This is a genomic window from Arthrobacter glacialis, from assembly GCF_002909415.1.
Classification (GTDB): domain Bacteria; phylum Actinomycetota; class Actinomycetes; order Actinomycetales; family Micrococcaceae; genus Specibacter; species Specibacter glacialis.
The window spans coordinates 21,791-46,645 of the sequence record NZ_PPXB01000007.1 but is presented as its reverse complement, the minus strand read 5'-3'; the positions used below and the strand labels follow the sequence as shown (position 1 = coordinate 46,645).

Genomic DNA, 24,855 nt, shown 5'->3' with positions numbered 1-24,855 from the left:
TGAACAGTTTGTTGAAAGGACTGCATTTCTCATGTCATTGACTTTGTACAGGAATGGTTCTGTGTATAGCGCAGCCGATCCTCTCGCCACGGCCATGCTGGTGGACGGGGACGTGGTGGCGTGGGTCGGCTCCGAACATGCCGCCACGTCGCTGTTGGATTCAAGGATGCGGGAGGTGGATCTTGCCGGGGCACTGGTGGCGCCCGGATTTGTGGATTCACATGTTCACGTCACGGAAACGGGCTTGGCCCTGGACTCCGTTGACTTGGCCGGGGCCACGTCGGTGAAGGATTTGCTGGACAGTGTGGCGGCAGCCGCGGGGAACACCGTGGGACTGGTGCTCGGATATGGCTGGGACAGCACAGACTGGCCGGAGAACAGGCCACCCACTGCTGCCGAACTGGACAGGGCTACAGGAGGCCGCGAGGTCTATCTGGCCCGCGTGGACGTGCACTCGGGTGTTGTCTCCTCCGCCCTGGCGCAGCGCTGCGGACTGAGTTCCTTGGCGGGCTGGGACGGTGAGGGCCTGGTCAGTGGCGCCGCGCACATCAAGGCCCGAGAAGTGGCCCGTTCCCTGACTCCGGAACAACGCCAGGCGACCCAGCAGCGGGCCCTGCGCCACGCTGCTGCCAACGGTTATGTGGCCTTGGCCGAAATGAGTGCGCCGCATGTGGGCTCCATTGATGATCTGGCTGCACTGACAGCGTTGACCGCAGCCGATGCCGCCGAGGCGCTGCCGCAAATTTTGCCGTACTGGGGCGAACTGGTCTCCAGTGTTGACCAGGCGCGTGAGCTTCTGGCCCTTCTGGGCCCGGCAGTGCTGGGCTTGGCCGGCGACATCAACATTGACGGCTCACTGGGTTCCCGCTCAGCACTCCTGCGACTTCCCTATGCCGATGCCCCCAACTCCATCGGTGCTGCACATTTGAGTGTTGAACAAGTTGCGGACCATTTTGCTGCAACCTCTGAACTGGGCCTGACCGGTGGCTTCCACGTCATCGGTGACGGCGCCATGGACCTTGCCCTTGAAGGCCTCGAGATTGCTGCTGCGCGGGTAGGCATCGACAAGATCCGGGCTGCCGGCCACCGTCTTGAACATGCTGAAATGGTTGACGCGCAGGCCATGGCAACTTTGGCACAGCACGCTGTCACGGTCTCCGTGCAGCCGGGTTTTGACGCCCTCTGGGGCGGCCCGGAAGGCATGTATGCCCAACGTCTTGGTGTAGAGAGGGCCCGTGACCTTAACCCACTGGCGCGCTTCTATGAGGCAGGTGTTCCGCTGTGCTTCGGCTCGGACGCTCCCGTGACACCGTTGAACCCCTGGGCCAGTGTCCGGGCTGCGCTGAATCACCATGAGTCGACCTCCCGCATCTCGGCGCGGGCAGCCTTTATTGGCCACACCCGTGCCGGGTGGAGGGCAGCAAAGTCCGAGAATCCATTCCTTGGCCAGCTGGCTCCTGGCGCCCCGGCCAGCTTTGCCATTTGGGATGTGGATGCCCTCATGGTTCAGGTGGCCGATGACAGGGTGCAGTCCTGGTCCACGGATCCGCGCGCCCGCACTCCATTGCTGCCAGCCCTGGATACCGGGAACGACCCACGTTGCCTGCAAACGGTGCACCTGGGCCGTGAACTGTACTCCAGCGAAGACTTCAGCACCGCAGACACACAGCCCTAGTATTGGGAGGTTTTTCAACTGCCCACCAGCAATTACCTCGCGGTAACAAGTACTCTGACCTGCACAAACACCTATCCGTGCAGGTCAGGAACGTGTTGACAGGCAGGTCTTGGGCAATTAGTTTTAGGGGAGCGGAGAACCTCCTTTGGGAGAGTCCCGGTCGGTGTTAAGTTCAGCTTGACCGACGCTAGGGAGATAGGTTCACGCGCCACTAGAAAACAACTAAGCATGGTGCCATTGGCGCGTGTCTTAATTGGTCCGAAGGCGCGTGGACTTATCTTTGCCCCAGCCGCTTCGCCTATAATGGTCATTTGGCGCTGACTTCCCCGCCGCTGTGTGGAATATGCCGTGACTTGGCACCAGCGGTTGCTGACCAGGGCTCTCCACTCTTTTCTACATTCACCACGGAAAGGCACCAATTGTTGCGTGTCCTTGTAATCATTCCCACCTACAACGAGATTGAGTCGCTGCCTAAAACGCTGACTCGCCTGCGTGCAGCCGTCCCGCACGCGGATGTGCTGGTCGCTGATGATAACAGTCCCGATGGAACAGGCCAATGGGCTGACGAGTTCGCTGCCAACGATCCCGCTGTGCATGTGCTGCACCGTGCGGGCAAGGAAGGCCTGGGGGCTGCCTATTTGGCGGGCTTCACCTGGGGCCTTGACGCCGGCTACGACGTTTTGGTGGAAATGGATGCCGACGGCTCCCACCAGCCCGAGCAACTGCCCCTGCTGTTGGATGCCATTGACCAAGGCGCAGACCTGGTCCTGGGTTCGCGCTGGGTTCCCGGTGGAAAGGTGGTTAACTGGCCGCTGCACCGCAAGCTGATCTCCACCTGCGGCAGCTTGTACTCACGCGTCATCTTGGGCATCTCGATCCGCGACGTGACCGGCGGTTACCGGGCCTTCCGTCGCAGCACTCTTGAAGCGCTCGATTTCGACGCTGTTGAGTCGGTGGGCTACGGCTTCCAGGTGGACATGCTCTGGCGCGTTTGCCAGAAAGGCATGAAGGTTGTGGAAGTTCCCATTACCTTCGTGGAGCGCGAATTTGGTGCCTCCAAGATGAGCGGCAACATTGTCCAGGAAGCCATGGTCAACGTAACCAAGTGGGGCTTGACTGCGCGCTGGAACAAGTTGACAGGCCGCAACAAGTAGCTTCTTTGCCTTTGGCCCCTTTCGCTCACGACGGCGGAAGGGGCCTTTTGCTGTCCCGTGGTGTTTTGGTGTGGGTTCGATGGGCGCCGCCTACATACGCGACGCGGGCTGCCGCAGGCGGTGGCGCCGGTGGATAGCGCTGCGATGCGGCGTCACGTGGCCTGACTGCGCGGTCACTGGGCAGATCATGCCGCCAAAATCCGCCGAAGCGGCATGATCTGTCCAGTCAGGGGCGAGAAATCGCCTGTTTCGCCTCCGTAGCCTGCTCATTGACGCCCAAGCCGGAACCCAACAGCAGGGCCCATGAAAAATGCGCCCCGTCCCGCTTCAGGCGCCCCGTTAACCGGGTGCCACAAGCGGAACGGGGCGCATTTCTCGAACGGGAGGGCGTGGGGACTACCCTTCGACGCCGAGCGACTTGTTGATCAATCTAGAGAAGGCTAGTGAACTCCCTGGCTGGACAGTTCATGGTTGTCCAAAGCCGCTTCGGCCTTGGCCTTTTTGGCCGGGGCCATGAAGGCTGCGATCACCACGATTCCCAGCGAAACGAACGCTGCCACCATGAATCCGTTGCTGAATCCGCTGGCCTGTGCAGCAATGGCATCCTTGCCTGCCTCAGCGGCTGACAACGTTCCAGCCGTCATGACACCAATCAGCAGGGCCGTGCCCGCTGCGCCACCCAGTTGCTGAAGGGTTGAGAGCATCGCGGAGCCGTGTGAGTGCAGCGAATGCGGCAGCGGGTTCAGTCCGGCGGTGAAGGCCGGGGTGAAGATGAACGCCAGTGCAATGGACATCAGCAGGTGCAGGCCAACAATGATGACCAGCGAGGTGTTTTCATCCAGCCGGGTGTAGCCGAACAGGACAGCGGAGAGGAGCATGCCGCCGGGGATGAGGAGCGGTCGGGCGCCTACCTTGTCAAACAGCTTTCCAACAAATGGTGCCAGCAGGCCCATGAGTAGCCCGCCGGGGAGCATCAGCAATCCCGTGTTCAGGACTTCCAAGCCGCGCACGTTCTGCAGGTACATGGGCAGCAAGATGATCACACCGAACAAGGCCACCATGGCCATGACCATCAGGGACAGTGACAGCGTGAACTGGCGGTAGACAAACGGGCGCATGTCCAGCAGGGCGCCGTCGTTGCGCTGCAGGCGGAGCTGGAGCAGCACGAATGCCAGCAGGGAAATCAGTGACACAACAAGGGCAACTATGGCCAGCTGCTGGGTGGCTGCATCAACCGAGCCGATGCCACTGAGCCCGTAGACTAGCCCACCAAACGCCGGGATGGAGATCAGCACGGAAGGAATGTGGAGCCTTGAAGCAGCCCGTTCGGAGGTGGTGGGCAGCAGGCGTGAGCCCAGGATCAGTGCAATGACCGCAATGGGCAGCACAAACAAGAACATGAAGCGCCAGGACAGGGAATGCAGGATGATCCCGGAGAGCGTGGGGCCAATGGCCGGAGCCACCGAGATCACGATGGACACGTTGCCCATCACAGCGCCGCGGCGGTGGGAGGGAACCAGATCCAAAATGGTGGTCATCAGCAAGGGCATCATGATGGCCGTACCCGATGCCTGGATGACGCGGGCTGCCAGCAGAACCTCAAAGCCCGGAGCCAGACCGGCAAGCAAAGTTCCGGCGGAAAACAGCCCCATGGCCAGGATGAAAACTGTCCTGATGGGGAAACGGGTCAGCAGGTAGCCCGTTGCCGGGATCACCACTGCCATGGTGAGCATGAACGCGGTTGCCAGCCATTGGATGGCGGAGGCGGAGACGTCGAACTCATGCATCAGGCGCGGCAAAGCCACGTTCATGATGGTTTCGTTCAAGATCACCACGAACGCCGAAACCAGCAGCACTGTAATAGTGGTGCGGTCCCGCGCCGAGAGCCGTTCAGGCACGGTTGTGCTGGGTTTTGACATGAATGGTTCCTGATCCTGGATGTGAAAATGTGGTGGTGCCGAGGCGCCGCAGTGCTGGGTTGCCGCTTGCGCTGCCGACTCACTCCTTGCAAGCGCTGAACTGACTGTATCTATTCCCGGGCTTTGGAACATTCTTTCCCATGGTCTGAAGGTTCTAACGCAGGGCCAGCCGAGTCTGCGTCTGAGCGGCGCCGCCGTCGGCCTTGAGTTTGCGCAGCAGCTGGTCAAGGGCCTTGGTGCTCGGCACCACCACGTGAAGGATGTAGTCGTAGGGACCGGTGACATGGACGGCATCACGGATTGCGGGCTCGGCGCTGGTCCAGGCGAGGAATGCGGTCGAGTCCCCGTCAGGCTTCAGGCGTACATCGATGAAGGCTTCAAGATGGGGTCCGTTCTGGGTCACGTCACCGGCAAGAACGGCCTGATAGCCCACAATTACGCCGTTCGTTTCAAGCCGCCGCACCCGGGCGGATGCCGCGTTGGTGCTCAGCCCTATGCGGGCACCCAGCTCACTGAAGGAAATCCGCGCTTCCTGCCGAAAAATGCTGAGAATAGTCTCGTCTGTACTGTCCATGCCGCGATTCTATCCGTTGAGCCGTCAGATTCTCAGTGAACGCGATGGCAGGGGCAGATAGTGGATCCATGGACATCACTTATGCCTTCGCCGGGGGACTGCTAGCCGGGATCGGACTGGCAGCGCCCCTGGGAGCCATCGGCATACTTCTGATCCGGGAGGGGCTCACCGTCGGTTTCAAGAGAGCGTCACCGGCCGCCCTTGCCGTGGGGCTTATGGACGCCAGCTACTGCGCCCTGGCCGTGGCCGTGGGGTCAATGGCGGCTCCCATCGTGGCATCGTGGGGCAGCATTCCGCGCTTGCTGGGCGGACTGGCACTCATCGCCTTGGGCGGAACCGGCCTGTTCAAAACCCTCGCTGCCAGTCCTTCACGCCACGAGCTGTCTTCACCGCCGGCCAAGGGACACAGATTTCTGGTCTTTGCAGGCCTCACCGCGATCAACCCGGCAACTCTTGTCTACTTTGCCGCGTTGACGGTGGGTCTGGGCGCCGCTCTGGGCTCACCTGGCGCCGCACTGGCCTTTGTTCTGGGCGTTGCCGTGGCCTCGTTCGGCTGGCAGCTTGGCCTGGTGTTGGTGGGACATGCCCTGCGCGGCCGGATCACCGCCCGTGCCCAGCGCCTGCTGAACATGGCGGGACATTCACTAGTTCTGGCCTTGGGAGTGGCCGCCATCATCTCTTCCGCGGCCACGTAGAGGTTCCCCGCGCCGTCGAGCTCGTGTAGTTGATCCTGTGTCGATTGGGGTCGCGGTCAATCGTCATGGCTATGAAGCACCGTTCCCTAGACGGCGCCACGAGGAAGTAGGAGACTTACGTCATGCGCTACACATTGTTATTGCACTACCCGGAGGGTGATGTTGAATCGATCGGTGCCGAGGCGATGGCGGAGGGCCAGCGCGCCTTCGCCAGCTATGCCACGGCACTCCAGCAAGCCGGTGTCCTGGTCAGCGCGGAGGTTCTCCAACCGTCGGGGAGCACCACAACCCTGAGCATGCCCGACGGCGTCCTGCAGGTTCAGGATGGGCCGTTCGCCGACACGAAGGAACAGTTGGGCGGGACGTTCGTGATCGACGTGGAGAATCTGGACGTCGCCATCGGCTGGGGCAGGCAGGCGCCATCCATTGCGTGGGGTGCGGTGGAGGTGCGGCCGGGGGCGACGTACACGGTTGACGGAACGTGGCAGCCCAACACCTGAGCTCTGCGGAGGCCCGGGTCGCTGCCGAGCACGTGGCCCGGGCCTCCTACGGGCGCCTCATTGCGCTGCTCTCCGCTTCCACCGGAGATGTGGCGTTGGCCGAGGATGCCCTTGCCTCAGCGTTTGAGCAGGCTCTCGTGAAGTGGCCCGGCGGCGGTGTTCCCCGCAATCCGGAAGGGTGGTTGCTGACTGTGGCCCGTAACCGGCAGCGCGACCTTTGGAAGTCCTCGTTTCAGCGCACCTCTGCGCCGTTGGATGCTGCCGCAGACAGTGCATACGACGCCGTGTCCCCTCTGGGTGCCGTCGATCCTGACGCCATTGGCGACAAACGGCTGGAGTTGCTCTTTGTGTGCGCCCATCCCGCCATAGAACCTGGCGTGCGCACCCCGCTGATGCTCCAAACGGTTCTTGGCTTTGACGCTTCGCGGATAGCTGCGGCGTTCGCGGTACCTGCCACTGCCATGGCGCAACGGCTGGTACGAGCCAAACAGCGGATTAAGAATGCCCGCATTCCCTTTGCCGTGCCGGACCGCCACGCCATGCCGGAACGGCTGCCGGCAGTGCTGGAGGCCATTTACGGCTGCTACGCCATCGCCTTCTCCGATCACGGCAAGGACAGTGGGGATCTCTCCGGCGAAGCACAGTACCTGGCGATCACACTGGCTGCCTTGTTGGACTCGGAGCCGGAACCGTGGGGCCTGGCCGCGCTCATCACGCTCTCCCTGGCCCGGACACACGCATCAGTACACGGCTTTGTTCCCCTTGATGAGCAGGACACAACGTTGTGGGATGCGCGCCTCATCGGTGCAGGGGAGCAGTTCCTGCGCCGGGCAACGTCGGCGGGCACGCCCGGGCGATTCCAGCTGGAGGCAGCCATCCAGGCCGTTCACTGCAACAGGTTCCGCACTGCGCAGACCGACTGGGCTGCACTGCGCACCCTGTATTCTGCGCTATTGGTGGTGGCTCCCAGCTTTGGATCGCGCGTCGCCCTGGCGGCAGTCATGGGGCGGGCCGAGTCAACGGCGGCAGGGCTCGCGGAGCTGGAGGCCATGGCGGCAACGGACAAGCGCACGGAAGCATCCGCTGTCGAGAATTTCCAGCCTTTTCACGCCACACGGGCGGAGCTTCTGGACCGGGCCGGGCGAAGTGCAGAAGCCCAGGCTGCCTTCGCCACGGCAGCTGCCCTGACTGGGCGGCCCGCAGTGCGCGAGTACCTCCTGCACCGCGCGGCTGACGTCAGGGCCGAACCGGATCGGTTTGCGCCATGATGGCCAGAGTGTGGCCGTCGGGGTCGGTGAAGAACGCCATCCACTCCTCAGCGCCGGATTCGTGCCTGAAAATCATGTGCGGGGCGGCTGCGAACGTGACCCCTCGCGCCGCCAGCGCCAGGTGGGCGCCGTGGATGTCCGGCACCTTGAAGTAGAGGACTGATTCGCCTGGATTCCCGGGGTCTTCATCCGCAGTGGTCAGGTACAACCGCGTGCCGGCCAGGTCAAAGAACGCAAGCTCGCCAAAGGTATACAGGTGCGTCAAGCCCAGTACGTCCCGGTACCAGGCAACGGCCTGGTCAATGTTGCCCACCCTCCGGGAGATCTGCCCCACCGGGCCCAAATTGATGTCAGTCATGATCATTCCCTTCGTTGCAGCCCTACCCACGCGGTAGATTTCCCGGCCAACGCCAGCTGGCAGTCGACGCAATGCTCGATTTCCATTTTTCCCTGTGACTCATTCCACGTTTTGCATGTGCATGCGGTGACGGACATTTCGTTGGGTCTTGGTCGTCGGCCAAACCAGCATTCATGGCGCAACGACGATCGGTAGCGGTGGAGCCGGCCCAACCGGCGACAGCCTGCGTAACCGAGACGTCCGCCCAAACATGGGGCAGCACCGAACGGCAGCGGACCGGGCCGCACGGCTGATTGGCTGTGGCCCGACGCAACGAGGTGGCCAACTGGGCTTGCGGCAGCACGTGGCGAAGCGCTTGTTGCCGACCAAGAACGCAGCGCGGATGCCAACACGATGACTGTCGCCACGTGCGGTCGTTATTGGCCTGAATGATCAGACGTTGGGGCTCCGGTCTGGCCCCGGATTCGGGTTTCTGGGCCGTGCCTCTAGTGGTTAAGCAATTCACCCGGGCAGGCCGCGAGGGCTGCCGGGCTGCCCAGCACGTAGAGAGACAGGTGATCTCCGGGCACTCCACGGTGCACCAGCACGTGCAGGGGATGTGTCAGGCCGTCCGCCTCGATGATGTCGACGTTGGGGTTGCCCTGGAACACGGCTGTGGGAAGGTCGACCTCCGATTCACCTGAGCCTGCGGCCACAGTGATGCATTCGCCGTTGCCGACAACTTTGACGTGGGTGTGGTCGGCCAGTGCTGGCCCGGAGGCTCCGAGCACCAGCAACACTGTAGCGGCCGCGGCCGGTACTGCCAGTCGGATTGCCTTGTTGATTCTCATGTCCAACCCCTTCGATTGTGCGGGACAATTATGCGGGCAACTCGGCCAACGCCCAGCAATGAACGAGGTGTCACACACTCCACATTGGCAGAATCACCTGCCCCGGTCAATAGGTCGATTCTGTCCCAAGCAGCCATCAGAAAACGCCAAACATCAGGTCAAAGGAGAGAATCTTCGCCGGCTTCCGCGGGCTGCTTGCCGTGGACGGGGACAGGAGGTGCACATGGCCGCACAACATGCCACGAGTCGTATATTACGGCGCTCCGACATTTGAAATTTCGGCGCGCCTAAACTATTCTCAGGGCATGGCAATATTTTCCTCCACGCGACCCAAACTCCTCCGTCGTGCGCTGGCGGCCGGTGCCGCTTTTCTCGCCTTGACCCTCACGGCGTGCGGGGCTGCTGACCTGCCAGACGGTGGCGGCCAGGATGACCGCCCCGTGGTGCTGACCACCTTCACGGTTCTGGCCGACATTGCCCAGAATGTGGCTGGAGACAAGCTGCGCGTCGAATCGATCACCAAGGTCGGTGCGGAGATTCACGGCTACGAGCCCACCCCGGCGGACATCCGCAAGGCCAGCAAAGCGGATCTGATCCTGGACAACGGCATGGGGCTTGAAGCGTGGTTTGGACAATTTGTGCAGGACGTGAAGGCGCCGCACGCTGTGATGAGCGACGGTGTGGAGTCCATCAACATCACAGAGGACGCCTACAAAGACAAGCCAAACCCGCACGCCTGGATGTCGCCGGCCAACGTGCAGATCTACGTGAACAACATGGTGAAGGCCTTTACCAAACTGGATCCGGCCAACGCTTCCGTTTATGAAAGCAACGGCGCCGCCTACAACGCGACGCTTCAGGGGGTGCAGGATGACCTGGTGGCAGATCTGGCGGTCCTGCCGGAAAACCAGCGTGCCCTGGTCAGCTGTGAAGGTGCCTTCTCCTATTTGGCCCGTGATGCTGGACTAACGGAAAAGTACATCTGGGCCGTCAATGCAGAACAGCAGGCCACACCCCAGCAGATCTCCGGGGTGATTGAATTTGTCCGTAGCAACAAGGTTCCGGCTGTTTTCTGCGAGTCAACCGTATCCGCGGCCCCCATGGAGCAAGTGGTGGAGGCCACCCATGCCAGCTTTGGTGGAACGCTGTACGTTGACTCGCTGTCAGCAGCCGACGGCCCCGTCCCCACCTACCTGGATTTGATTCGGCACGACGCCAAGGTCATCACCACCGCCCTCACCGGCGCACCCGCAGGAACCCAGCCAGGAGGCACATCATGAGCGTCGCCATTGATGTTAAGGCTGTAACCGTCCACTACGGGGATGTGCTGGCGCTGGACCAGGCCACCCTCAGCCTTGACAAAGGGCGGATTTGCGGCCTGGTGGGCATGAACGGTTCGGGCAAATCCACCTTGTTCAAGGCCATCATGGGTTTGGTGAAGCCCGACGCCGGAACCGTCACCATCGACGGTGCCACGCCAGCGAAAGCCCGCCGGTCCGGCGTCGTCAGCTATGTTCCCCAAAGCGAGGACGTGGACTGGCAGTTCCCACTCTCGGTGCAGGATGTTGTCATGATGGGCAGGTATGGACACATGGGGCCAAGCCGCCGGCCACGCAAGGCAGACAAGCTGGCCGTGGCCGAGGCCTTGGACCGTGTTGAGCTCGCCAAGTACGCGCACCGCCAGATTGGCCAGCTGTCAGGGGGCCAGAAGAAGCGTGCCTTTGTGGCCCGCGGCATTGCCCAGGAGGCAACCACCCTCCTGCTCGATGAGCCATTTGCCGGTGTGGACAAACGTTCCGAGGCCACGATCTGTGAGCTCCTGCGGGAACTGGCCAGGGACGGTGCCACCATTCTTGTCTCCACCCACGACCTCCATGCGCTGCCCGATTTGGCTGATGAAGCCGTGCTGCTCATGCACAGGGTTCTGCTGCATGGCACGCCCAACGACGTATTGCAGCCAGAAAACCTGGCGCTTGCCTTTGGCCTGGATATCGCCATCCGAAGCGAGAGCACCCCATGACCATCTTTGATTTCCTGCTGGAACCCTTCGACTACGTCTTCATGCAGCGGGCACTGGCCGTGACAGTCATAGCTGCTGTGGTTTGCGCCGTCCTGTCGTGCTGGCTGGTGCTCATTGGCTGGTCACTCATGGGCGACGCCGTCTCGCACGCAGTCCTGCCGGGGGTTGTCCTGGCCTACATTGTTGGCGCGCCTTTCGCCGTTGGGGCCGTGATCTTCGGCTTCCTGGCCGTAGCCTTGATCGGCGCCGTACGCGACACCAGCCGGGTCAAGGAGGATGCAGCCATTGGTATTGTGTTCACCACGCTGTTTGCCCTGGGACTGGTGCTCATCTCCGTCACGCCCAGCCAAACCGACCTCAGCCACATCATTTTCGGCAACCTGCTGGGGCTCAGCCACTCCGACCTGATCCAGGTGCTGGTGCTGGGCGCCATCACCCTGGTCATCCTTGTCATCAAGCGCCGGGACTTCACCCTCTACGCGTTCGACCCCACCCACGCCCACGCGATCGGGCTGAATCCACGCATGCTCGGGGCGTTCCTGCTGGGGCTGCTGGCGCTGACCTCGGTGGTGGCACTGCAGGCGGTGGGTGTGGTGCTGGTGGTGGCCATGCTGATCATTCCCGGGGCCACGGCCTACCTGCTCACCGACCGTTTCGGTCGGATGCTGATCCTGGCCCCCAGCATCTCGGCAGTCTGCGCCGTGGTGGGCCTTTACGCCAGTTACTACCTTGACGCCGCTTCCGGAGGCATGGTGGTCCTGACTCAGGGCGCAGCATTTACCCTGGTTTACTTGTTCAGTCCGCGTCATGGCTTGCTGGTCACCCGTATCAAAGCCGTACGACGCCGGAAGCTGGCTGCCGCCTAAGCGGCTCCAGAGCGGCGACCCGGCCCAGCGTATTTGCCCCGCCGGGACTGCTTTGGCGCCGTTCGTCGTCATTCCTTGCATGACTGGCAAGCTAGCGTATTAGGCTGGTCTCCTGGCCGGATTTTCGGTCGAGCCCAACACGAGGGACCCCACGTACAACCCCATGCGCCCAGACGGTGCAGGTGAAGAACGGGAGCATTGCCATCTTGAACTGGACCACCACCTCACCCATCCCGGCAGGCTTCTTCAAAGGTGCGCAGGAGCTTGAACAAACAGGCCGGGGCACTGTGCCGCACCGGCTCCCGGCAAAGGCATTGGCCCAAGCGAACCACGACGCCCAGTTAGTGATGGCGGAAGCCCAGCCCTCCGGGGTGCGCCTGGCCTTTCGCAGCAGCGCCAGCACGGTGGAGCTGGACACAGTGCGTTCCAGACTTTCCTACTCCGGTGCTCCGGCGCAGCCCGACGGCGTGATTGAACTTGTGGTGAATGGCGCAGTGATGGCCAGCTCCGCCACCCGCGGCGGCAACACCACCACCATCGACATGGCCACCGGTGCCGTCAGCCAGGCAGCGGGCCCGGTGTGCACCAGTCGCTTCACTGGGCTGCCGGAGGGCACCAACTCCATTGAACTGTGGCTGCCGCACAATGAGCAGACGGAGGTCGTGGCGCTGCGCACGGATGCCTCCGTGGAGCTGGCTCCGGCAACCGGGTTGCCGGTGTGGTTGCACCACGGCAGTTCCATCAGCCACGGCTCCAATGCCACCCGGCCTACGGCGATTTGGCCGGCCGTTGCTGCGCGCTTGGGCGGTGTGGAGCTGAGCAACATGGCATTGCGCGGAAGTGCACTTCTGGACCAATTCACTGCACGGGCCATGCGCGATGCCCCCGCCGATCTGATCAGCGTGAAAATTGGCATCAACCTCGTTAACCTGGACTTGATGCGGCTGCGTGCCTTTGGGCCGGCAGTTCATGGCTTCCTGGACACCCTCCGTGACGGCCACCCCAGCACGCCTCTTCTGGTGGTGTCGCCCATCCACTGTGCCATCCATGAGGGAACTCCGGGCCCCGGGGCTTTTGACCTGGCGGCACTGTCATCCGGTGAGATTCGATTCTGTGCAACAGGGGACCCGGCTGATATTCCTGCCGGGAAACTCACGCTCCAAGTGATTCGGCAAGAGCTGGAGCGGATCGTTCGCCAGCGGGCCCAAGACGATGCCAACATCCACTATCTGGACGGGCTGGCACTCTACGGCGCGCACGATGAGTACGAGCTCCCGCTCCCTGACGCCCTGCACCCCGATGAAACAACGCATCACGTCATCGGGGAGCGCTTCGCCGCGCTGGCGTTCGCTCCAGGGGCGCCCTTCGGTGCCTGAGCTCGGCCACCGGCCTACACGGTGATCTTTTGCGCACCCACCACCTTGACAACAAAAATGTGGAACTCCTGCAACCAGTGCCGCAGGAATTCCTCGGTGCTCGGAACGGTGACGTTGCCGTCATCGTCGATCAGGCCCTCGGTGAAATGGATGTAGCACTCCGGGTTGGCCAATTCGGGCGAATTCACAAACGACAGGATGCTGCGCAGGTGCTGCTGGGCCACAGCCGTGCTGATGTGGCCGGGGGAGGTGCCGGTCACGGCTGAGGGCTTCTTGGCAAAAGAATTGGAACCCCACGGCCGCGACCCCCAGTCAATGGCGTTCTTCAAGGCGCCGGGAATGCTGCGGTTGTACTCCGGGGTCACAAAAATGATCGCATCCACTGCGTCCACGGACGCCTTGAAGGCGCGGGCTTCGGCCGGGAAATCGGCGTCGTAGTCGCGGCTGTACAGCGGCAGCTTGCCAATGGGAATGTCCACGAGCTTGAGTTCCGGCGGCGCCAGTTTCACCAAGGCCTTTGCCAACTTCTTGTTGATGGAATCTGATGCCGTGCTGCCAACAAAAACTCCCACTGTGTAGCTCATCAGCTGTCCTTCCGTGGAGACTGTGCCGGGCACTTGCCCGCAGCTCTCAATGTAGACCTCGCTGTCCGCCGCGTCCATGCTTTCCCGGCGGCTTATCCCGGAGCACCACGGCGGCCCCTAAAACTTCTGGCGCGCGTCAGCCGGCCGCGGCTACACTAGGCGCAATGGGGCAGTAATCCATCGGGTTGAAGCTATGGGGGCCACATGACTGAGGCGGGCGCCGGGGCGAAATGGCCCCCGGACCATTGGCAAGAGCATTCCTTTCCGCACATGGACCATGCCCATGCGTTTTATGTGATCGACCATGGCCGAGCTGAATTTGAGCTGCCGAGCGTGATGCTCATGCACGAGTTCCCTGGAATCAAGCGGAATCTCGTACCGTTGGTCGACACACTGTCCCAGGACTTCAGGGTGGTTGTTCCGTCCATCCTTGGGCGTGATGGTGACCCGAAGGGCTTGCAGTCCCTCAAGCAGATATGCGTGCGCCGCGAAGTGCATGTCATGGCCAGGCATGCGGTTAGTGCGGATGTGGGCTGGCTCAGGGATTTTGCCGACGAACACGTGGCGCGTCGGCGCAATGATCCATACGGTGTGATCGGGATGTGCTTCTCCGGCAACTTTGCGCTTGCGCTTGCCGTCGATCCTCGCGTGGCGGCGGCTGTGATGGCCCAGCCCGCCATTCCGGTTTGGCCCTGCGCGTTGGGGCTCTCCCGTAAGGACCGTGAAACCTTGAATGACCGCATCGACCTGCGGGTGCACGGCTACCGGTACCGTCGTGACTGCATGTCACCGGCAGCCAAGCTTGCGGCCGCCCAAAGACTGCTCGGAGGCGAGCGAATGCAGACGTTTCCCTTGAGCGGATCCGAAGGACGCAAGCACTCCACCCTCACCGGACCTTCGGCCAGCGGGGAAGCCATGGCCGGTGTCCGCTCGTTCCTGCGTGAGCGCCTGGTGGCTGCGCCCTGACGTCGGTGCCCGGCAATGCGTGGCATACGTTTCATTGTCCGTTTGGTCAATTGACACTCGCTTTCACCGGGCGGAACATTGGGGTAACAATGGCGAGGTGGCTGTGGGGCGCTGGGGAGCGGTAGGCCGCCTGGGGCAGGGGGCTGTGATGTCTGCTGGATTGGCGGAAGTAGTTCCAGCCGCTGTCCGCGAGGTGATGGCCGTCGATCGGCCGCCCACATGGCGTGGGACACCCTTCCGAGTCACTTACATCTACACTGACCGTGAAGTTTCCGGTGCCGAACTCCTGGGCATCCATACGTGGGCGGCCGGGGAGCACCTTGAAAACCCCCGCGTCATTTCACCGTTCTCACTGCAGTGGGCTTCAGTTTTTCACCCCCGTTTCTACCAGGCAGCTGTGCGCTCAGGGATCTCCGCCGGGGCCCCGATGGCACCCACGCAGGGCCAGTTCGGCGATGGCGCCCTGCAGCGGCTGTGGCTGGAGTCGGTGATGTTTCTGGCCTCGGTGACGCTTTCCGCCGCCGTGGTCCAATCCCGCTACAGCTCCGGTACCTTGGGCAGCAAGTACGACCGGCTCTGGCAGGCAGGCAGGTACGCTTCCATGGGTTTGATTCCCGGTGTTTCAGGCCAAACCTTGACGGATGAGGTGAATGTTATGGCCCACAGCTCCGACATCGCGGATCTGGACAGGCTTCTGGGGATCCGCCGCTGTTTTGAAGAAATCATCAACCATCTTGACGGTCCGGGCACTGTCACCGAAGTCCGCCTGTCGCACGGCGAAGTCCCGTTGGAGCTGCGGCCGCGGTTTGCATTCATGAATGACCTTAAAGAACGGCTCGGCCCTGAGCTCGAGTGTGTGGTGGTGTATGGCTCCAGTGTGAACAGCCAGAACTTTGCCGACTACGATCTGGTCCTGGTGGTGAAACATCCGGAAACAGTTCTGCGGAAACTGCATGGCACCTCGCCAAGCTTTGCCGGCAAGGAATTGAACGTTGGCATCTACTCGGCGCAGGAACTGTGGCGTATGCAGTGTCTCTCGGGCGACAATCTGGCCAGCTACGGCCTCTGCATCTACGGTGAGGCAAGGGTGCCAGCCAAATCCACGCCGGATCTGATGATGCGCAACCTCAGCTTCGGAATGGTCCGGCAACGCCAGCAGCTGGGGATGGTGGGCGCTGCCCTGGCGCATCAGCCGGATTCAGGAGATGACCTGCACAACCTTTTTGAGTATTTTGTGAAGATTCCAGCCAACATCGCCAAGGGAACCTTTGGTGCCATGGACCAGAAGCTCACCAAAAACCAGGTACATGAGTGGTTGGAGTCGGTCTGCGGCTTCCGCACCCCCGAGATGCAGCGACTTGTCGGCGAGGGTGACCCCGGACTGGCGTTGGCGGAATCAGCGGTGGCAACAGGTGCCGCGCTGCGTGCCCTGAACGAGCGCTTTAGCGTTGTCCGCCAGCAAGCGTGAACCGAGAAAAGGAGATCACCCATGCCCACCTCCACCCTCCACCGGAGTCCGGCCGCCAGCCTCATCCTTGACCAATGTCTTGACGTGGAGCTGGAGGTGGAACTCCTTGCCTCCACCGCGGCGCAGGTAGTCCTGAGCGGGCCCTGCGGTGAGGAATTGCGGGTGGACCTGAGCCACCCACGGCACTCCTTCATGGACCAGATCCTGCAGCAAATCACGTTTGATTTCTCCAAGCTACCACTCCTGGTGCTTGGCGACAGCAAGGAAATCCGCCTGCTGACCCCCAAGATTGCCTTGGCCAAGCTCTTGCCCACCTTGTATTCGTTCACCAACAACCGTTATGGGGTGGTGGAGGGCACCGAGGAGATTCGGGCCCGGTTCTCGGCAGAAATCTTCCGGGCCATGGCGTTGTCACCGGGCGCCTATACCCTCTCCTCGGCCTTTCTTGCCCTGGTGGAGTCACCGGCAGGTCCGCTGCTGGCGGAGCGCCGGGTGGAGGTGTGCAACCTGGAGACGCGCGTCAAGCGCTACCACATTGGTTCTCCGATCCACAGGTATCTTTTCACAGACGAACACCCCACTGTCTCCGGCCCTGCGCTGCAGCGCTGGGACCGCTTCGCTGATCCAATCGTCTGTTTCGACTGGCGGCACCCCCTGACGGATCGTGAGGGCAACCGGCTGGCTGACGAACCGCTGCCAGACGACTACGCCGCGCTGTGGACCAAAGACGTGCAGCGGGCAAAACACCTTGCTCGGGACACTTTCGGCTGGCTGGAAGATTTTTTCACGGCCGGAGGGCTGAAGCTCATCGACATCTGCTTCTTCATCGATCAAAGTAGCGGCACTGTCTACGGGGAAATCAGCCCTGACTGCATGCGGGTGCGAACCCATGCCGCGGATGACGCTGACGCTCTCGACAAGGATCAATGGCGCAGCGGCGGCGGTCCGGACTCGATTCTTGAACGCTATGCCCGCCTGCATTCCATGCTTTTTGGGCCATCACACACCAGCCACCAGCAATAACGCAAAGGAGATTCCGTCATGAGCATGTTAACCATCAAGAACACCAGAACAAAGGTTTCGCCCGGGGGTGTCATCACCTTGCCGGTGTCTGCGCGCAAGGCCCTGGGCATGAAGCCCAAAACCGGCTCCCGTGTGACAGTTGCTGTTAAGGGAGACGTTGTGCTTCTCGCCCCGGCAACGGCCGACGGCGGATTCCGGGTTTCGCCCAGCGGCCAAATGGAGGTGCGTGGGGACGCCTTGAAGGTACTCGAAGGCGGCAAGGAGCGGCATTTCTATTTCGAATTGGATGACGAGTCGCACACCGTTGCGTTGCATCCATGGGGGTAGTTGATGGGCAGGTCATTCGGGGCGTGGTGGGCATCGATGGCCATGATGGCACCGGAAAGACCACCATTGCCAAGAACGTCGCTGCCCAGTTGGGCATGTCCTACCTGCGTCCCTTTGGGGGGAGCCGTGGGCAGGAACTGACCCGAGCCAGCGAGTCGGGAGACACTGCTGAGGTGCTCCGCATTGGCGCATCAGCGCTGGAACACGCCCTCGAGTCAGCGAGCCACGCTGGACCTGCCATTTTGGACAGGTCGTGGATGACTGTGGCTTCGCTGGTGGATGGCAAGGCTTTCCAGGACCACTGGACGTTGTGGATCCCCACCATTGTGTGCTGGACCGACCTTCCCACAACGCTGGCTAGGCTGGCGCAACGTGATGAGCCCGAAGAATCCCTGGCCGCGCACCGCCACTACATTGCTCGATACAAAGAGCTTGCTGAGGCCAACGGGTGCACCGTCGTAGACACCTCCCATGCCAGCGAAGAAGACTCAACAGCTGAAATGGCCTTGGCAGTTCTCGCCCTGCTGGGAAACGCCGCGCACTAAAGTCTTTCGCTCCCGCAGCCCTGGACGCTGCTGCGGAATCGGGACCAAGAACTTGGGGCGGGCACCGGAAGTGGTTTCCGGTGCCCGCCCCAAGGACAAGCTGACTGCTAACTACTGGCTGCTAATCACTGACTGTGGTTAGTGGCTGGCCGTCCTGCGACGGTTCACCGCGAACACGGTGCCACCTGCCAGGAGCAGCAACACTGCCAGTCCGCCAAACACGGTGGCGTTGGCCCCGGTGTTTGCCAAGTCATCCTCAGCCGGGGTGGTTGTTGCAGCGGTTCCCTGGGTGGTTGTCGGGGTGACTGCTGCAGCCGTGATGGTCAAAGCAGCACTCAGCTGACGGGCCTGGCCGTCAACACCCACACCATCAATCACAATGGAGTGCTGGCCAGCAGCCACATCCGCCGGCAGGCTCACACTCAAGGACACAACACCCTGGGCATCAACCGTGGCAGTACCCAAGTTCACCGGCGTGGAATGCAGAGTGAAACTTGCACTCGTCCCCGGCTTGAAGCCCTTGCCGGTAATCGTGAGCTTGCCACCGGCAAAGACACTGTCCGCGCTCAAGCCAATGCCACCAGCCGGAGCCGACGCACTCTGCGTTGCGGACGGTGTTGCCGAAGGAGTGACTGATGCGCTCGGTGTTGCCGGTGCCGTGGTCGCAGGCACAGTGGTGGCTGGCGCCGTAGTTGCCGGAGCAGTGGTGGCTGGTGCCGTTGTTGCGGGAGCAGTCGTTGCTGGCGCGGTGGTCGGCGGAACCACTGCAGCGATGGCCACCGAGCCAAACCCCGTCAGGGTCCCGGTGGCGCCCTGAACACTCACAATGTGGGCCCCAGCGGCAAGTCCCGTGGGGATGACGAACGGTGCCTCGCCGGCGGCATTGCTGCGAACCCACTCGCCACTGACGGTACGTGGGTTGATCCCTGCGCCGTGAACTGTTGCGAGCAACCAGGTGTCTGCGGGCAGGTTCTTCAGGGTGAGGTATTCGCCGCCGTTGAGTTCGGTGCCCGGAACAGCCAAGTTGACGGGTGAGGTGGCCGGCAAGGTCGCCGGATCCACAATGGCCGGTTTGGCTGCGGGGGCCGCAGGAGCAGTGCTCCAGTTGATGCCGGCTGTCTTGAAGTGAGTCAAGTCCTGGAGGGCCATGCGCCCGCCAAGAGTGCTGGCACGTTTGCTGAAGTCGGTGTATTTGCGGCTGGCCTGAGGTGACCAGGCAACCTCGGCCGTGGCCAGGGTGCGCGGGTACTGGTAGGTTTCGGTCTGGTCCATGCCGCGGATCCATTCGCCCCACTGCACGGTTTCCACGCCCAGCACCCGGTCGTCGCCAACACCGGGCAGGTACGTCCCCGGATCCCAGTCATAGTGGTTTTGCAGGGTGCAACCACCACCACCGCAGGCCCAGGTGCCGCCGGCGGTCTGGCTGGCGTCCTGCTTCTGCGGGATGTAGGTCTTCTCTGCGGGGGAGAGGATCACCTTGGAGTTATTGGCAATAACCCTGTTGGCAACATCCTGGCGGTTCCCGGCCCAGTACTGAACCACGGCGCCTGCGGGCAGCGTGGCCTGGGAGTACTCGTTCCAGCCGATGACCTGCTTGTTCAGGTCCTTGACCTGAGCCGCAAAGGCCTCAATCATCGCCTTGTACTTGTTAATAGGAGTGGAATGCGACTCGTCACCGCCAATGTGCAAATACGGGCCGGGTGTCATGGCGGCAATCTGCGTCAGGACCTCCTTGGTGAACTCATAAGTTGCTGCGCTGTCCGCGTCGAAGGTGGAGGCGCCCACATTGCCGGAGCCCTGGAAAGGTGCGGTGGTCTGGCCAGCCAGCGGCTTGGGTGCCGAACCGGCTGAGTTCAGCTGCGGAATGGCATGCAGCGCGGCAGTGGTGTGTCCGGGCATGTCAATCTCCGGAACCACCACCATGCCGTTCTCACCGGCGTAGCGGACAATCTCCTTATAGTCAGCCTTGGTGTAGAAGCCCGTGTGGCCCAGCTCGGTGCCCTGGAGAACGCCGGCATCGTTGTAGGTCATGGCCGTCTTGCCGGAAATGTCCGTCAGATCCGTGTACTTGATTCCGGCAGGGCTGGCTGCCGGCTGGTCAATGGCAATGCGCCAACCCTGGTCATCGGTGAGGTGCAGGTGCAGCTTGTTGTATTTGAACTGGGCTGCGTTGTCGATGTGCTCCTTCATCTCATCAACGGTGTAGAAGGAGCGAGCCACATCGATCTGGATGCCGCGGTGCTCATAGCGCGGGTAGTCACTGATGACCGCACCGCCCACAGTCCACGGCGTGTTGACAACAATGTCCGATTCAATCCACTGCGGGAACAGCTGGCGCAAGGTCTGCACGCCGTTCAACGCACCGGCTGAGGTGTTGGCCGCCACCTTGACTCCGTTGGCATCCGCTTGGATGGTGTAGCTTTCCGGCTTGGCTTCGGAGCTGTCGGGCGCCACGGTGAAGGATACGTCGGCGGCGGTGGCGGTTCCGGCCACCACAGGCAGGGCAAACCCTGTGCTCTTGCGAGCTTTTTGGGCGAAGTAGTTGGCCGCGTCAACAGCTGCTCCGGAGGCAATAATGCGACTGGACGGGGTCAACCGGAATGTTCCCGCCGCGGTCACGGCGGAGGCCACGGGCAACGGCACCAAGGACAGATTCTCAGGCACCACGGGCTGGGGCTTGTCATAAATCTCAAACTCGGAAATGGAGTAGCCGAACGTCGCCCACTGCTTGGCCAACATCACCCGTACGTATTTAACGTTGGCAGCACCCACCAGGATTTCGTCAATGCGTGCCGGACCGGTGGTGCTGGTCACGGACTTGACATCAGTCCACGTGATGCCATCCGCCGAGGTCTGCAAGGTGAATTGACGTGCAGCGCCGGCGGGCCAGTTGATCCTCACATTGTCTACCGGGCCGCTGGCTGCCAGCTCTACTTGGAACCAGCCGGCGTCACCGGCTGATGAAGACCAGCGCGTGCCGGTGTTGCCATCCAGGGCGTTTGCGGCAACGTTGCCCGGGATGGCGGCCTCAACAATATGCGCAGTGGCGGTGCCTGTCCTGGCAATATTGATGGGACTTGCCGCCGGTGCCGGCGCAGGCACCACAATCGGGGCTGCCTGGGCTTGCGGGGCTGTAAAGGCTGTGGGCAAGACAGCAGCAAACAGGCCGAGCGCGGCGGCGCAGGCGAGCCCGGCCGTCGTCGTTCTTCTAAGTGCTTTCAATCGATTACTCGCTTTACTTCTCTTGGGACCGCAAGAGGCATCCGATTCGGGTGGTGCTACTGAGTGATGAAACGTTCGACGGCGGTCACTGGGCGTACGCGCTCATTCGCGGGAATGTCACCGGCAAAGGCCAGCCACTGGGCAAACTTGTCGCCCCGTTCAACCAACTGGCGGTACATTTCCCGGCGCATGGCCGAAACTCGTTCCCGGTAGATGGGGACGTTGATAACGTTGTTCAGCTCATCGGGATCGGCCACCATGTCGTAGAACTCGTCAATGCCTTCTGGGTTGGCAATGTACTTCACGTCCTTGTTGCGCAGCATGCGCTGGGCGTACGGGAAGTGGTGGCCGTGGAATTCGCACAGAATATCCTCGCGCCAACCCTCAACCTCCGCGCCGGTGGCCAGCGGCAACAGGCTCCGTCCTTGAACGCCGGATGCGTCAGCGCCGGCGATCTCATGGAAGGTGGCGGTGAAGTCCAGCAGGCTGATGAAACGGTCTTCACGGCGCTCAATCTCGCCGGGAAGGGCCAGGATGGCGGGTATGCGGTAAATGTCCTCATACATGGCCGGGCCCTTGTCGTTGAGCCGGTGGGCGCCGGTGAACTCGCCGTGGTCGGCGGTGAACATGACAGCTGTGGAATCAGTCAAACCAAGCTCATCCAGAACAGCCAGGATGCGGCCCACCTCGTAGTCGATCATCGAGACGTAACCCCAGTAGACGGCTGTGAGCTTCTTCCATTCATCCACCGTGAAGCAGTCGGTGGACCAGTATTCGGCGTAGGCCTGCTGAATGAGGGGCTTGCCTTGGAACGTTTCGGCAAAGGAGCCGGGCAGTTCCACCGTGGACGGATCCACCATGTCATACCACTGCTGCGGGATCAGGTACGGCAGGTGCGGGCCAAAAATGTGGCAGGAGAGGAAGAACGGTGTGCCGTCTTCCCCCTGCAACGCCCCGGCCGCGAATTCACGCAGTTTTGCGATGGTTTGATCCGCCAGAAAGGCCTCAAAGGTGGCTTCCGTGGGCTGGTCGGTGACGCCGGCAATCAGGTGGCCCTGGCTGCCGTCGGCACGTGTGGTGTACACGGGGGAGGAGATGCGGAAGTCAGGGTGGTCGTTGGCCTTGAGCCAGTCCTCATAGCCCGGATCATCGAACACGTTCAGTGCCCCGGGCAGGTGGATTCCCTCAAAACCGTAATGCTCGGGACCGCGGTCCTTGCCCACATGCCATTTGCCCACATGACCCAGCCGGTAACCCTGGTCAATCAAGGCTGAGGAGAAGGTGGGCAACCCGTCGGGAAGCTCCTCCCGGTGCCCGGAGTTCCACTCATAGTTGGCCAACAAGCCATGCTCAAAGGGTTGCAGGCCTGTGAGCAGGCTGGCGCGCGCGGGGGTGCAGATGGCCGTGGGCGTGTAGGCCCGGTCAAACGTTGTCCCGCGCGCTGCGAGCCTGTCAAGGTTGGGTGTGTGCTGTGAGGTGTTGCCGTAGCAGCCCAGGGTGTCGATGCGTTGCTGGTCCGTCATCAGGAACAGCATGTTTTGGCGCTTGTTTGGAGCGCTCGACGGTGTTGGCGAAGTCATGGAGAGCTATACCTTCGGTGCGCTGACAAACAGTTCGGAGTTGTAGAACGTCTTGGGGTCCACAACTTCCTTGATCTTTTCAGCCGTCTTGAACTGTTCCTGCAGGGCGTTCAGCCAGGTGTAGACGGTCCCTTCCGAGGAAAGAGTTTCCAGTTCCTTGGAGGTGAACAGCTTGGCCACGCCGGCCTGGGCCTTCATGTCCTCTTCCTTGAGCTTGAGGAACGTGGCGGTCAGGGCAATGGTGGTGTCCTGGTTGGCGTGGCGGTAGTCGTTGGCGCTCTTGACCACGGAGATGAAGTTGGTGGCCAGCTCCTTGTCCTTGGCGGCACGGCCCGGTCCTGCCACGAAGGTGGAGGGGAAGGTGAGCTGGTCGATGAAGTCTTCGTTGGAGTACAGCTCCACCAGGTCCGGCTGACCCTTCTTGGCGCTGTCGATCAGCGGGTACCAGAGGGCTGCGCCGTCCACCTGCTTGGAGGCGAAGGCTGCCACGATTGCCGGCGGTTCCATGGCAGTGACCTCGAAGTCTTCGCGGGTGAGGCCTTCCTTCTTCAGGGCCAGTGAGAACAGCTGGTCGCCCGAGGTGCCGGCCGGAACTGCCACCTTCTTGCCCTTCAAATCAGCCAGGGTCTTGTAGCCGGGCTGTGCAATGATCCGGTCTGCGTTGGAGACGGAGTTCACGGCCCAGATCTCTGCCTTGCCCGACGCCGGCAGCCACAGTGCACCGGAGCCGATGTAGGCCACGTCAATGTTGTCGGTGCCCAGTGCCTGGATGGCCAGCGGGCCGTTGGTGAAGGGGAGGTACTTGGGCGTAAGCCCTGCCTTGGCCCAGTAGCCTTCTTGGTCTGCTACGGCCATCAGGGCTGCGCCGTTGTAGTCGGCGATGTAGCCAACCTTGATCTCCACAGCCTCTTTGACGGCTGCGTTGGCGCCAGCCTCGTCAGTTTTTGCGCCGCAGGCGGCCAGCAGGGAGATGGCTGCGGCACCCATGGACAGTTGCAGGACGTTGCGGCGGGAAAATGTTGAGGACATGGTGTCTCCTGAAGAGTTGTTGCCCGTCTCGGGGCAGGGGGTATGAAGGGGATGACGCGGAAAGCTGTGTTACTGGTGGGCTTCTGCCACGCCTGGCTGGTGGTAGACGGCTTCCCAAACTTGGGCGCGGAGGCGGGTGAACTCATCCGAGAGCCGCATTTCCTCGGTGCGAGGGTAGGGAAGGTCTATCTTGATTTCCTTAAAGATGCGCCCGGGCCGGGCAGCCATGACAATCACGCGGGAGGCCAGGAAGACTGACTCGTCCACGTCGTGGGTGACAAACATGACCGTGCGGCGTTCCTTGGTCCAGGTCTCCAGCAGCTGTTCCTGCATGTGGACGCGGGTCAGTGCGTCGAGGGCGCCGAAGGGTTCGTCCATGAGCAGGATTTCCGGGTTCACGGCGTAGGCGCGGGCAATGGCGCAGCGCTGCTTCATGCCGCCGGAGAGTTCCTTGGGCAGGGCGTCGGCAAAACGGGTTAGGCCCACCAGTTCCAGGTAGTGGTCCACAATGACACGGCGTTCCTTGGCGGGAACTTTCTTCAGCTCCAGGCCGAACTCCACGTTCTTGCGAACAGTAAGCCAAGGGAACAGTGCGTATTGCTGGAAGATCACGCCGGTGCGGGTGCTGGGTCCGTCCACCTCGCGGTCATCAACCATGACCCGCCCGCTGCTGGGATCCAGCAGGCCGGCGGCGGCATTGAGCATGGTGGACTTCCCGCAGCCGGAGGGGCCCACCACGGTGACGAATTCGCCGTCGGCAATGTCCAAGTTGACGCCATTCAAGGCCGTGAACGTGGTGCCGGAGAGGGTGAATTCCTTGCGCAGGTTTTCAAAGCGGATCATGGCATTTTGAGTTGTGGTTGTCATGGGTGGTCC

The 24,855-nt window shown here is 62.0% G+C and carries 23 protein-coding genes; 14 read left to right on the top strand and 9 right to left on the bottom strand.

The window, feature by feature from the left end:
- Positions 1-31: 31 nt before the first annotated feature.
- Complete coding sequence (locus CVS28_RS10240) at positions 32-1,675, top strand: amidohydrolase (RefSeq protein WP_103465678.1); 1,644 nt, start codon at positions 32-34, stop codon at positions 1,673-1,675.
- 422 nt (positions 1,676-2,097) lie between these two features.
- Complete coding sequence (locus CVS28_RS10235; protein WP_103481523.1) at positions 2,098-2,829, top strand: polyprenol monophosphomannose synthase; 732 nt, start codon at positions 2,098-2,100, stop codon at positions 2,827-2,829.
- A 440-nt stretch (positions 2,830-3,269) separates the two neighbouring features.
- Here the strand turns inward: CVS28_RS10235 and CVS28_RS10230 are convergent, their stop codons facing one another.
- Both CVS28_RS10230 and CVS28_RS10225 read right to left on the bottom strand, forming a co-directional pair.
- Entirely contained in the window at positions 3,270-4,748 is a 1,479-nt protein-coding gene (locus tag CVS28_RS10230) for an MDR family MFS transporter (protein WP_103465677.1), read from the bottom strand.
- Between the two features lie 154 nt (positions 4,749-4,902).
- On the bottom strand, positions 4,903-5,322 hold the full coding sequence (locus CVS28_RS10225) for an Lrp/AsnC family transcriptional regulator (RefSeq protein WP_103481451.1): 420 nt from the start codon (positions 5,320-5,322) through the stop codon (positions 4,903-4,905).
- A 68-nt stretch (positions 5,323-5,390) separates the two neighbouring features.
- On the opposite strand from CVS28_RS10225, the gene CVS28_RS10220 reads away from it, so the two are divergent.
- From CVS28_RS10220 to CVS28_RS10210, 3 genes are all read left to right on the top strand, one after another.
- Positions 5,391-6,017: a LysE family transporter gene (locus CVS28_RS10220; RefSeq protein WP_165788126.1), complete on the top strand. Its 627-nt coding sequence runs from the start codon at positions 5,391-5,393 to the stop codon at positions 6,015-6,017.
- A gap of 122 nt (positions 6,018-6,139) precedes the next feature.
- Positions 6,140-6,517, top strand: coding sequence for a YciI family protein (locus CVS28_RS10215; RefSeq protein WP_103465674.1), 378 nt, complete (start codon positions 6,140-6,142; stop codon positions 6,515-6,517).
- Complete coding sequence (locus tag CVS28_RS10210) at positions 6,499-7,785, top strand: RNA polymerase sigma factor (RefSeq protein ID WP_243399823.1); 1,287 nt, start codon at positions 6,499-6,501, stop codon at positions 7,783-7,785. Before CVS28_RS10215 ends, CVS28_RS10210 begins: the two co-directional genes overlap by 19 nt.
- Here CVS28_RS10210 and CVS28_RS10205 read toward each other — a convergent pair.
- The gene (locus CVS28_RS10205) at positions 7,754-8,143 is read right to left on the bottom strand and encodes a VOC family protein (RefSeq protein ID WP_103465673.1); all 390 of its coding nucleotides are present in this window, start codon (positions 8,141-8,143) and stop codon (positions 7,754-7,756) included. The genes CVS28_RS10210 and CVS28_RS10205 overlap by 32 nt on opposite strands.
- Positions 8,144-8,628: 485 nt before the next feature.
- Entirely contained in the window at positions 8,629-8,973 is a 345-nt protein-coding gene (locus CVS28_RS10200; RefSeq protein WP_103465672.1) for a hypothetical protein, read from the bottom strand.
- A gap of 305 nt (positions 8,974-9,278) precedes the next feature.
- Between CVS28_RS10200 and CVS28_RS10195 the strand changes: the two genes are divergently transcribed.
- The 4 genes from CVS28_RS10195 (at position 9,279) to CVS28_RS10180 (ending at position 13,235) form a co-directional block, all read left to right on the top strand.
- The gene (locus CVS28_RS10195; RefSeq protein WP_103481448.1) at positions 9,279-10,253 is read left to right on the top strand and encodes a metal ABC transporter substrate-binding protein; all 975 of its coding nucleotides are present in this window, start codon (positions 9,279-9,281) and stop codon (positions 10,251-10,253) included.
- Positions 10,250-10,993, top strand: coding sequence for a metal ABC transporter ATP-binding protein (locus CVS28_RS10190; protein ID WP_103481447.1), 744 nt, complete (start codon positions 10,250-10,252; stop codon positions 10,991-10,993). Before CVS28_RS10195 ends, CVS28_RS10190 begins: the two co-directional genes overlap by 4 nt.
- Positions 10,990-11,859, top strand: coding sequence for a metal ABC transporter permease (locus tag CVS28_RS10185; protein ID WP_103481446.1), 870 nt, complete (start codon positions 10,990-10,992; stop codon positions 11,857-11,859). Before CVS28_RS10190 ends, CVS28_RS10185 begins: the two co-directional genes overlap by 4 nt.
- Before the next feature lie 182 nt (positions 11,860-12,041).
- A complete protein-coding gene (locus tag CVS28_RS10180; protein WP_243399822.1) occupies positions 12,042-13,235 on the top strand; it encodes a GDSL-type esterase/lipase family protein in 1,194 nt (397 codons plus the stop codon).
- Between the two features lie 14 nt (positions 13,236-13,249).
- Here the strand turns inward: CVS28_RS10180 and CVS28_RS10175 are convergent, their stop codons facing one another.
- Positions 13,250-13,822 (bottom strand): NADPH-dependent FMN reductase, encoded by a 573-nt coding sequence (locus CVS28_RS10175; protein WP_103465837.1) that lies wholly within the window; start codon positions 13,820-13,822, stop codon positions 13,250-13,252.
- A gap of 201 nt (positions 13,823-14,023) precedes the next feature.
- On the opposite strand from CVS28_RS10175, the gene CVS28_RS10170 reads away from it, so the two are divergent.
- The 5 genes from CVS28_RS10170 to CVS28_RS10150 all read left to right on the top strand — a co-directional run bounded on the left by CVS28_RS10170 (position 14,024) and on the right by CVS28_RS10150 (position 18,148).
- Positions 14,024-14,785, top strand: a complete 762-nt coding sequence (locus tag CVS28_RS10170; RefSeq protein WP_133159101.1) for a dienelactone hydrolase family protein — start codon at positions 14,024-14,026, stop codon at positions 14,783-14,785.
- 148 nt (positions 14,786-14,933) lie between these two features.
- Entirely contained in the window at positions 14,934-16,253 is a 1,320-nt protein-coding gene (locus CVS28_RS10165; RefSeq protein WP_103481445.1) for an RNA-binding protein, read from the top strand.
- Positions 16,254-16,274: 21 nt separating this feature from the next.
- Entirely contained in the window at positions 16,275-17,276 is a 1,002-nt protein-coding gene (locus CVS28_RS10160) for a phosphoribosylaminoimidazolesuccinocarboxamide synthase (RefSeq protein WP_103481444.1), read from the top strand.
- 18 nt (positions 17,277-17,294) lie between these two features.
- Positions 17,295-17,603 carry an AbrB/MazE/SpoVT family DNA-binding domain-containing protein gene (locus tag CVS28_RS10155; protein WP_103481443.1) on the top strand — a complete coding sequence of 103 codons (309 nt, stop codon included), beginning with the start codon at positions 17,295-17,297 and terminating at the stop codon, positions 17,601-17,603.
- Positions 17,594-18,148, top strand: coding sequence for an AAA family ATPase (locus CVS28_RS10150; protein ID WP_103481442.1), 555 nt, complete (start codon positions 17,594-17,596; stop codon positions 18,146-18,148). The genes CVS28_RS10155 and CVS28_RS10150 overlap by 10 nt, the downstream gene beginning before the upstream one ends.
- A gap of 138 nt (positions 18,149-18,286) precedes the next feature.
- Here CVS28_RS10150 and CVS28_RS10145 read toward each other — a convergent pair whose 3' ends face one another.
- The 4 genes from CVS28_RS10145 to CVS28_RS10130 form a co-directional block, all read right to left on the bottom strand.
- Positions 18,287-21,370: a family 20 glycosylhydrolase gene (locus CVS28_RS10145; RefSeq protein ID WP_103481441.1), complete on the bottom strand. Its 3,084-nt coding sequence runs from the start codon at positions 21,368-21,370 to the stop codon at positions 18,287-18,289.
- 56 nt (positions 21,371-21,426) lie between these two features.
- Complete coding sequence (locus CVS28_RS10140; RefSeq protein ID WP_103465662.1) at positions 21,427-22,950, bottom strand: sulfatase family protein; 1,524 nt, start codon at positions 22,948-22,950, stop codon at positions 21,427-21,429.
- Positions 22,951-22,956: 6 nt separating this feature from the next.
- The gene (locus CVS28_RS10135) at positions 22,957-23,979 is read right to left on the bottom strand and encodes an aliphatic sulfonate ABC transporter substrate-binding protein (RefSeq protein ID WP_103465661.1); all 1,023 of its coding nucleotides are present in this window, start codon (positions 23,977-23,979) and stop codon (positions 22,957-22,959) included.
- Positions 23,980-24,048: 69 nt separating this feature from the next.
- Entirely contained in the window at positions 24,049-24,846 is a 798-nt protein-coding gene (locus tag CVS28_RS10130) for an ABC transporter ATP-binding protein (protein WP_103481440.1), read from the bottom strand.
- Positions 24,847-24,855: the final 9 nt, after the last annotated feature.

Bases quoted from the DNA above. Each gene is read 5' to 3' on its own strand.
- CVS28_RS10160 (WP_103481444.1), top strand. From the start codon at position 16,275: ATGCCCACCTCCACCCTCCACCGGAGTCCGGCCGCCAGCCTCATCCTT.
- CVS28_RS10240 (WP_103465678.1), top strand. From the start codon at position 32: ATGTCATTGACTTTGTACAGGAATGGTTCTGTGTATAGCGCAGCCGAT.
- CVS28_RS10135 (WP_103465661.1), bottom strand. From the start codon at position 23,979: ATGTCCTCAACATTTTCCCGCCGCAACGTCCTGCAACTGTCCATGGGT.
- CVS28_RS10185 (WP_103481446.1), top strand. From the start codon at position 10,990: ATGACCATCTTTGATTTCCTGCTGGAACCCTTCGACTACGTCTTCATG.
- CVS28_RS10200 (WP_103465672.1), bottom strand. From the start codon at position 8,973: ATGAGAATCAACAAGGCAATCCGACTGGCAGTACCGGCCGCGGCCGCT.
- CVS28_RS10230 (WP_103465677.1), bottom strand. From the start codon at position 4,748: ATGTCAAAACCCAGCACAACCGTGCCTGAACGGCTCTCGGCGCGGGAC.
- CVS28_RS10165 (WP_103481445.1), top strand. From the start codon at position 14,934: ATGTCTGCTGGATTGGCGGAAGTAGTTCCAGCCGCTGTCCGCGAGGTG.
- CVS28_RS10190 (WP_103481447.1), top strand. From the start codon at position 10,250: ATGAGCGTCGCCATTGATGTTAAGGCTGTAACCGTCCACTACGGGGAT.
- CVS28_RS10205 (WP_103465673.1), bottom strand. From the start codon at position 8,143: ATGACTGACATCAATTTGGGCCCGGTGGGGCAGATCTCCCGGAGGGTG.
- CVS28_RS10130 (WP_103481440.1), bottom strand. From the start codon at position 24,846: ATGACAACCACAACTCAAAATGCCATGATCCGCTTTGAAAACCTGCGC.
- CVS28_RS10150 (WP_103481442.1), top strand. From the start codon at position 17,594: ATGGGGGTAGTTGATGGGCAGGTCATTCGGGGCGTGGTGGGCATCGAT.
- CVS28_RS10220 (WP_165788126.1), top strand. From the start codon at position 5,391: ATGGACATCACTTATGCCTTCGCCGGGGGACTGCTAGCCGGGATCGGA.
- CVS28_RS10225 (WP_103481451.1), bottom strand. From the start codon at position 5,322: ATGGACAGTACAGACGAGACTATTCTCAGCATTTTTCGGCAGGAAGCG.
- CVS28_RS10195 (WP_103481448.1), top strand. From the start codon at position 9,279: ATGGCAATATTTTCCTCCACGCGACCCAAACTCCTCCGTCGTGCGCTG.
- CVS28_RS10140 (WP_103465662.1), bottom strand. From the start codon at position 22,950: ATGACTTCGCCAACACCGTCGAGCGCTCCAAACAAGCGCCAAAACATG.
- CVS28_RS10215 (WP_103465674.1), top strand. From the start codon at position 6,140: ATGCGCTACACATTGTTATTGCACTACCCGGAGGGTGATGTTGAATCG.
- CVS28_RS10170 (WP_133159101.1), top strand. From the start codon at position 14,024: ATGACTGAGGCGGGCGCCGGGGCGAAATGGCCCCCGGACCATTGGCAA.
- CVS28_RS10155 (WP_103481443.1), top strand. From the start codon at position 17,295: ATGAGCATGTTAACCATCAAGAACACCAGAACAAAGGTTTCGCCCGGG.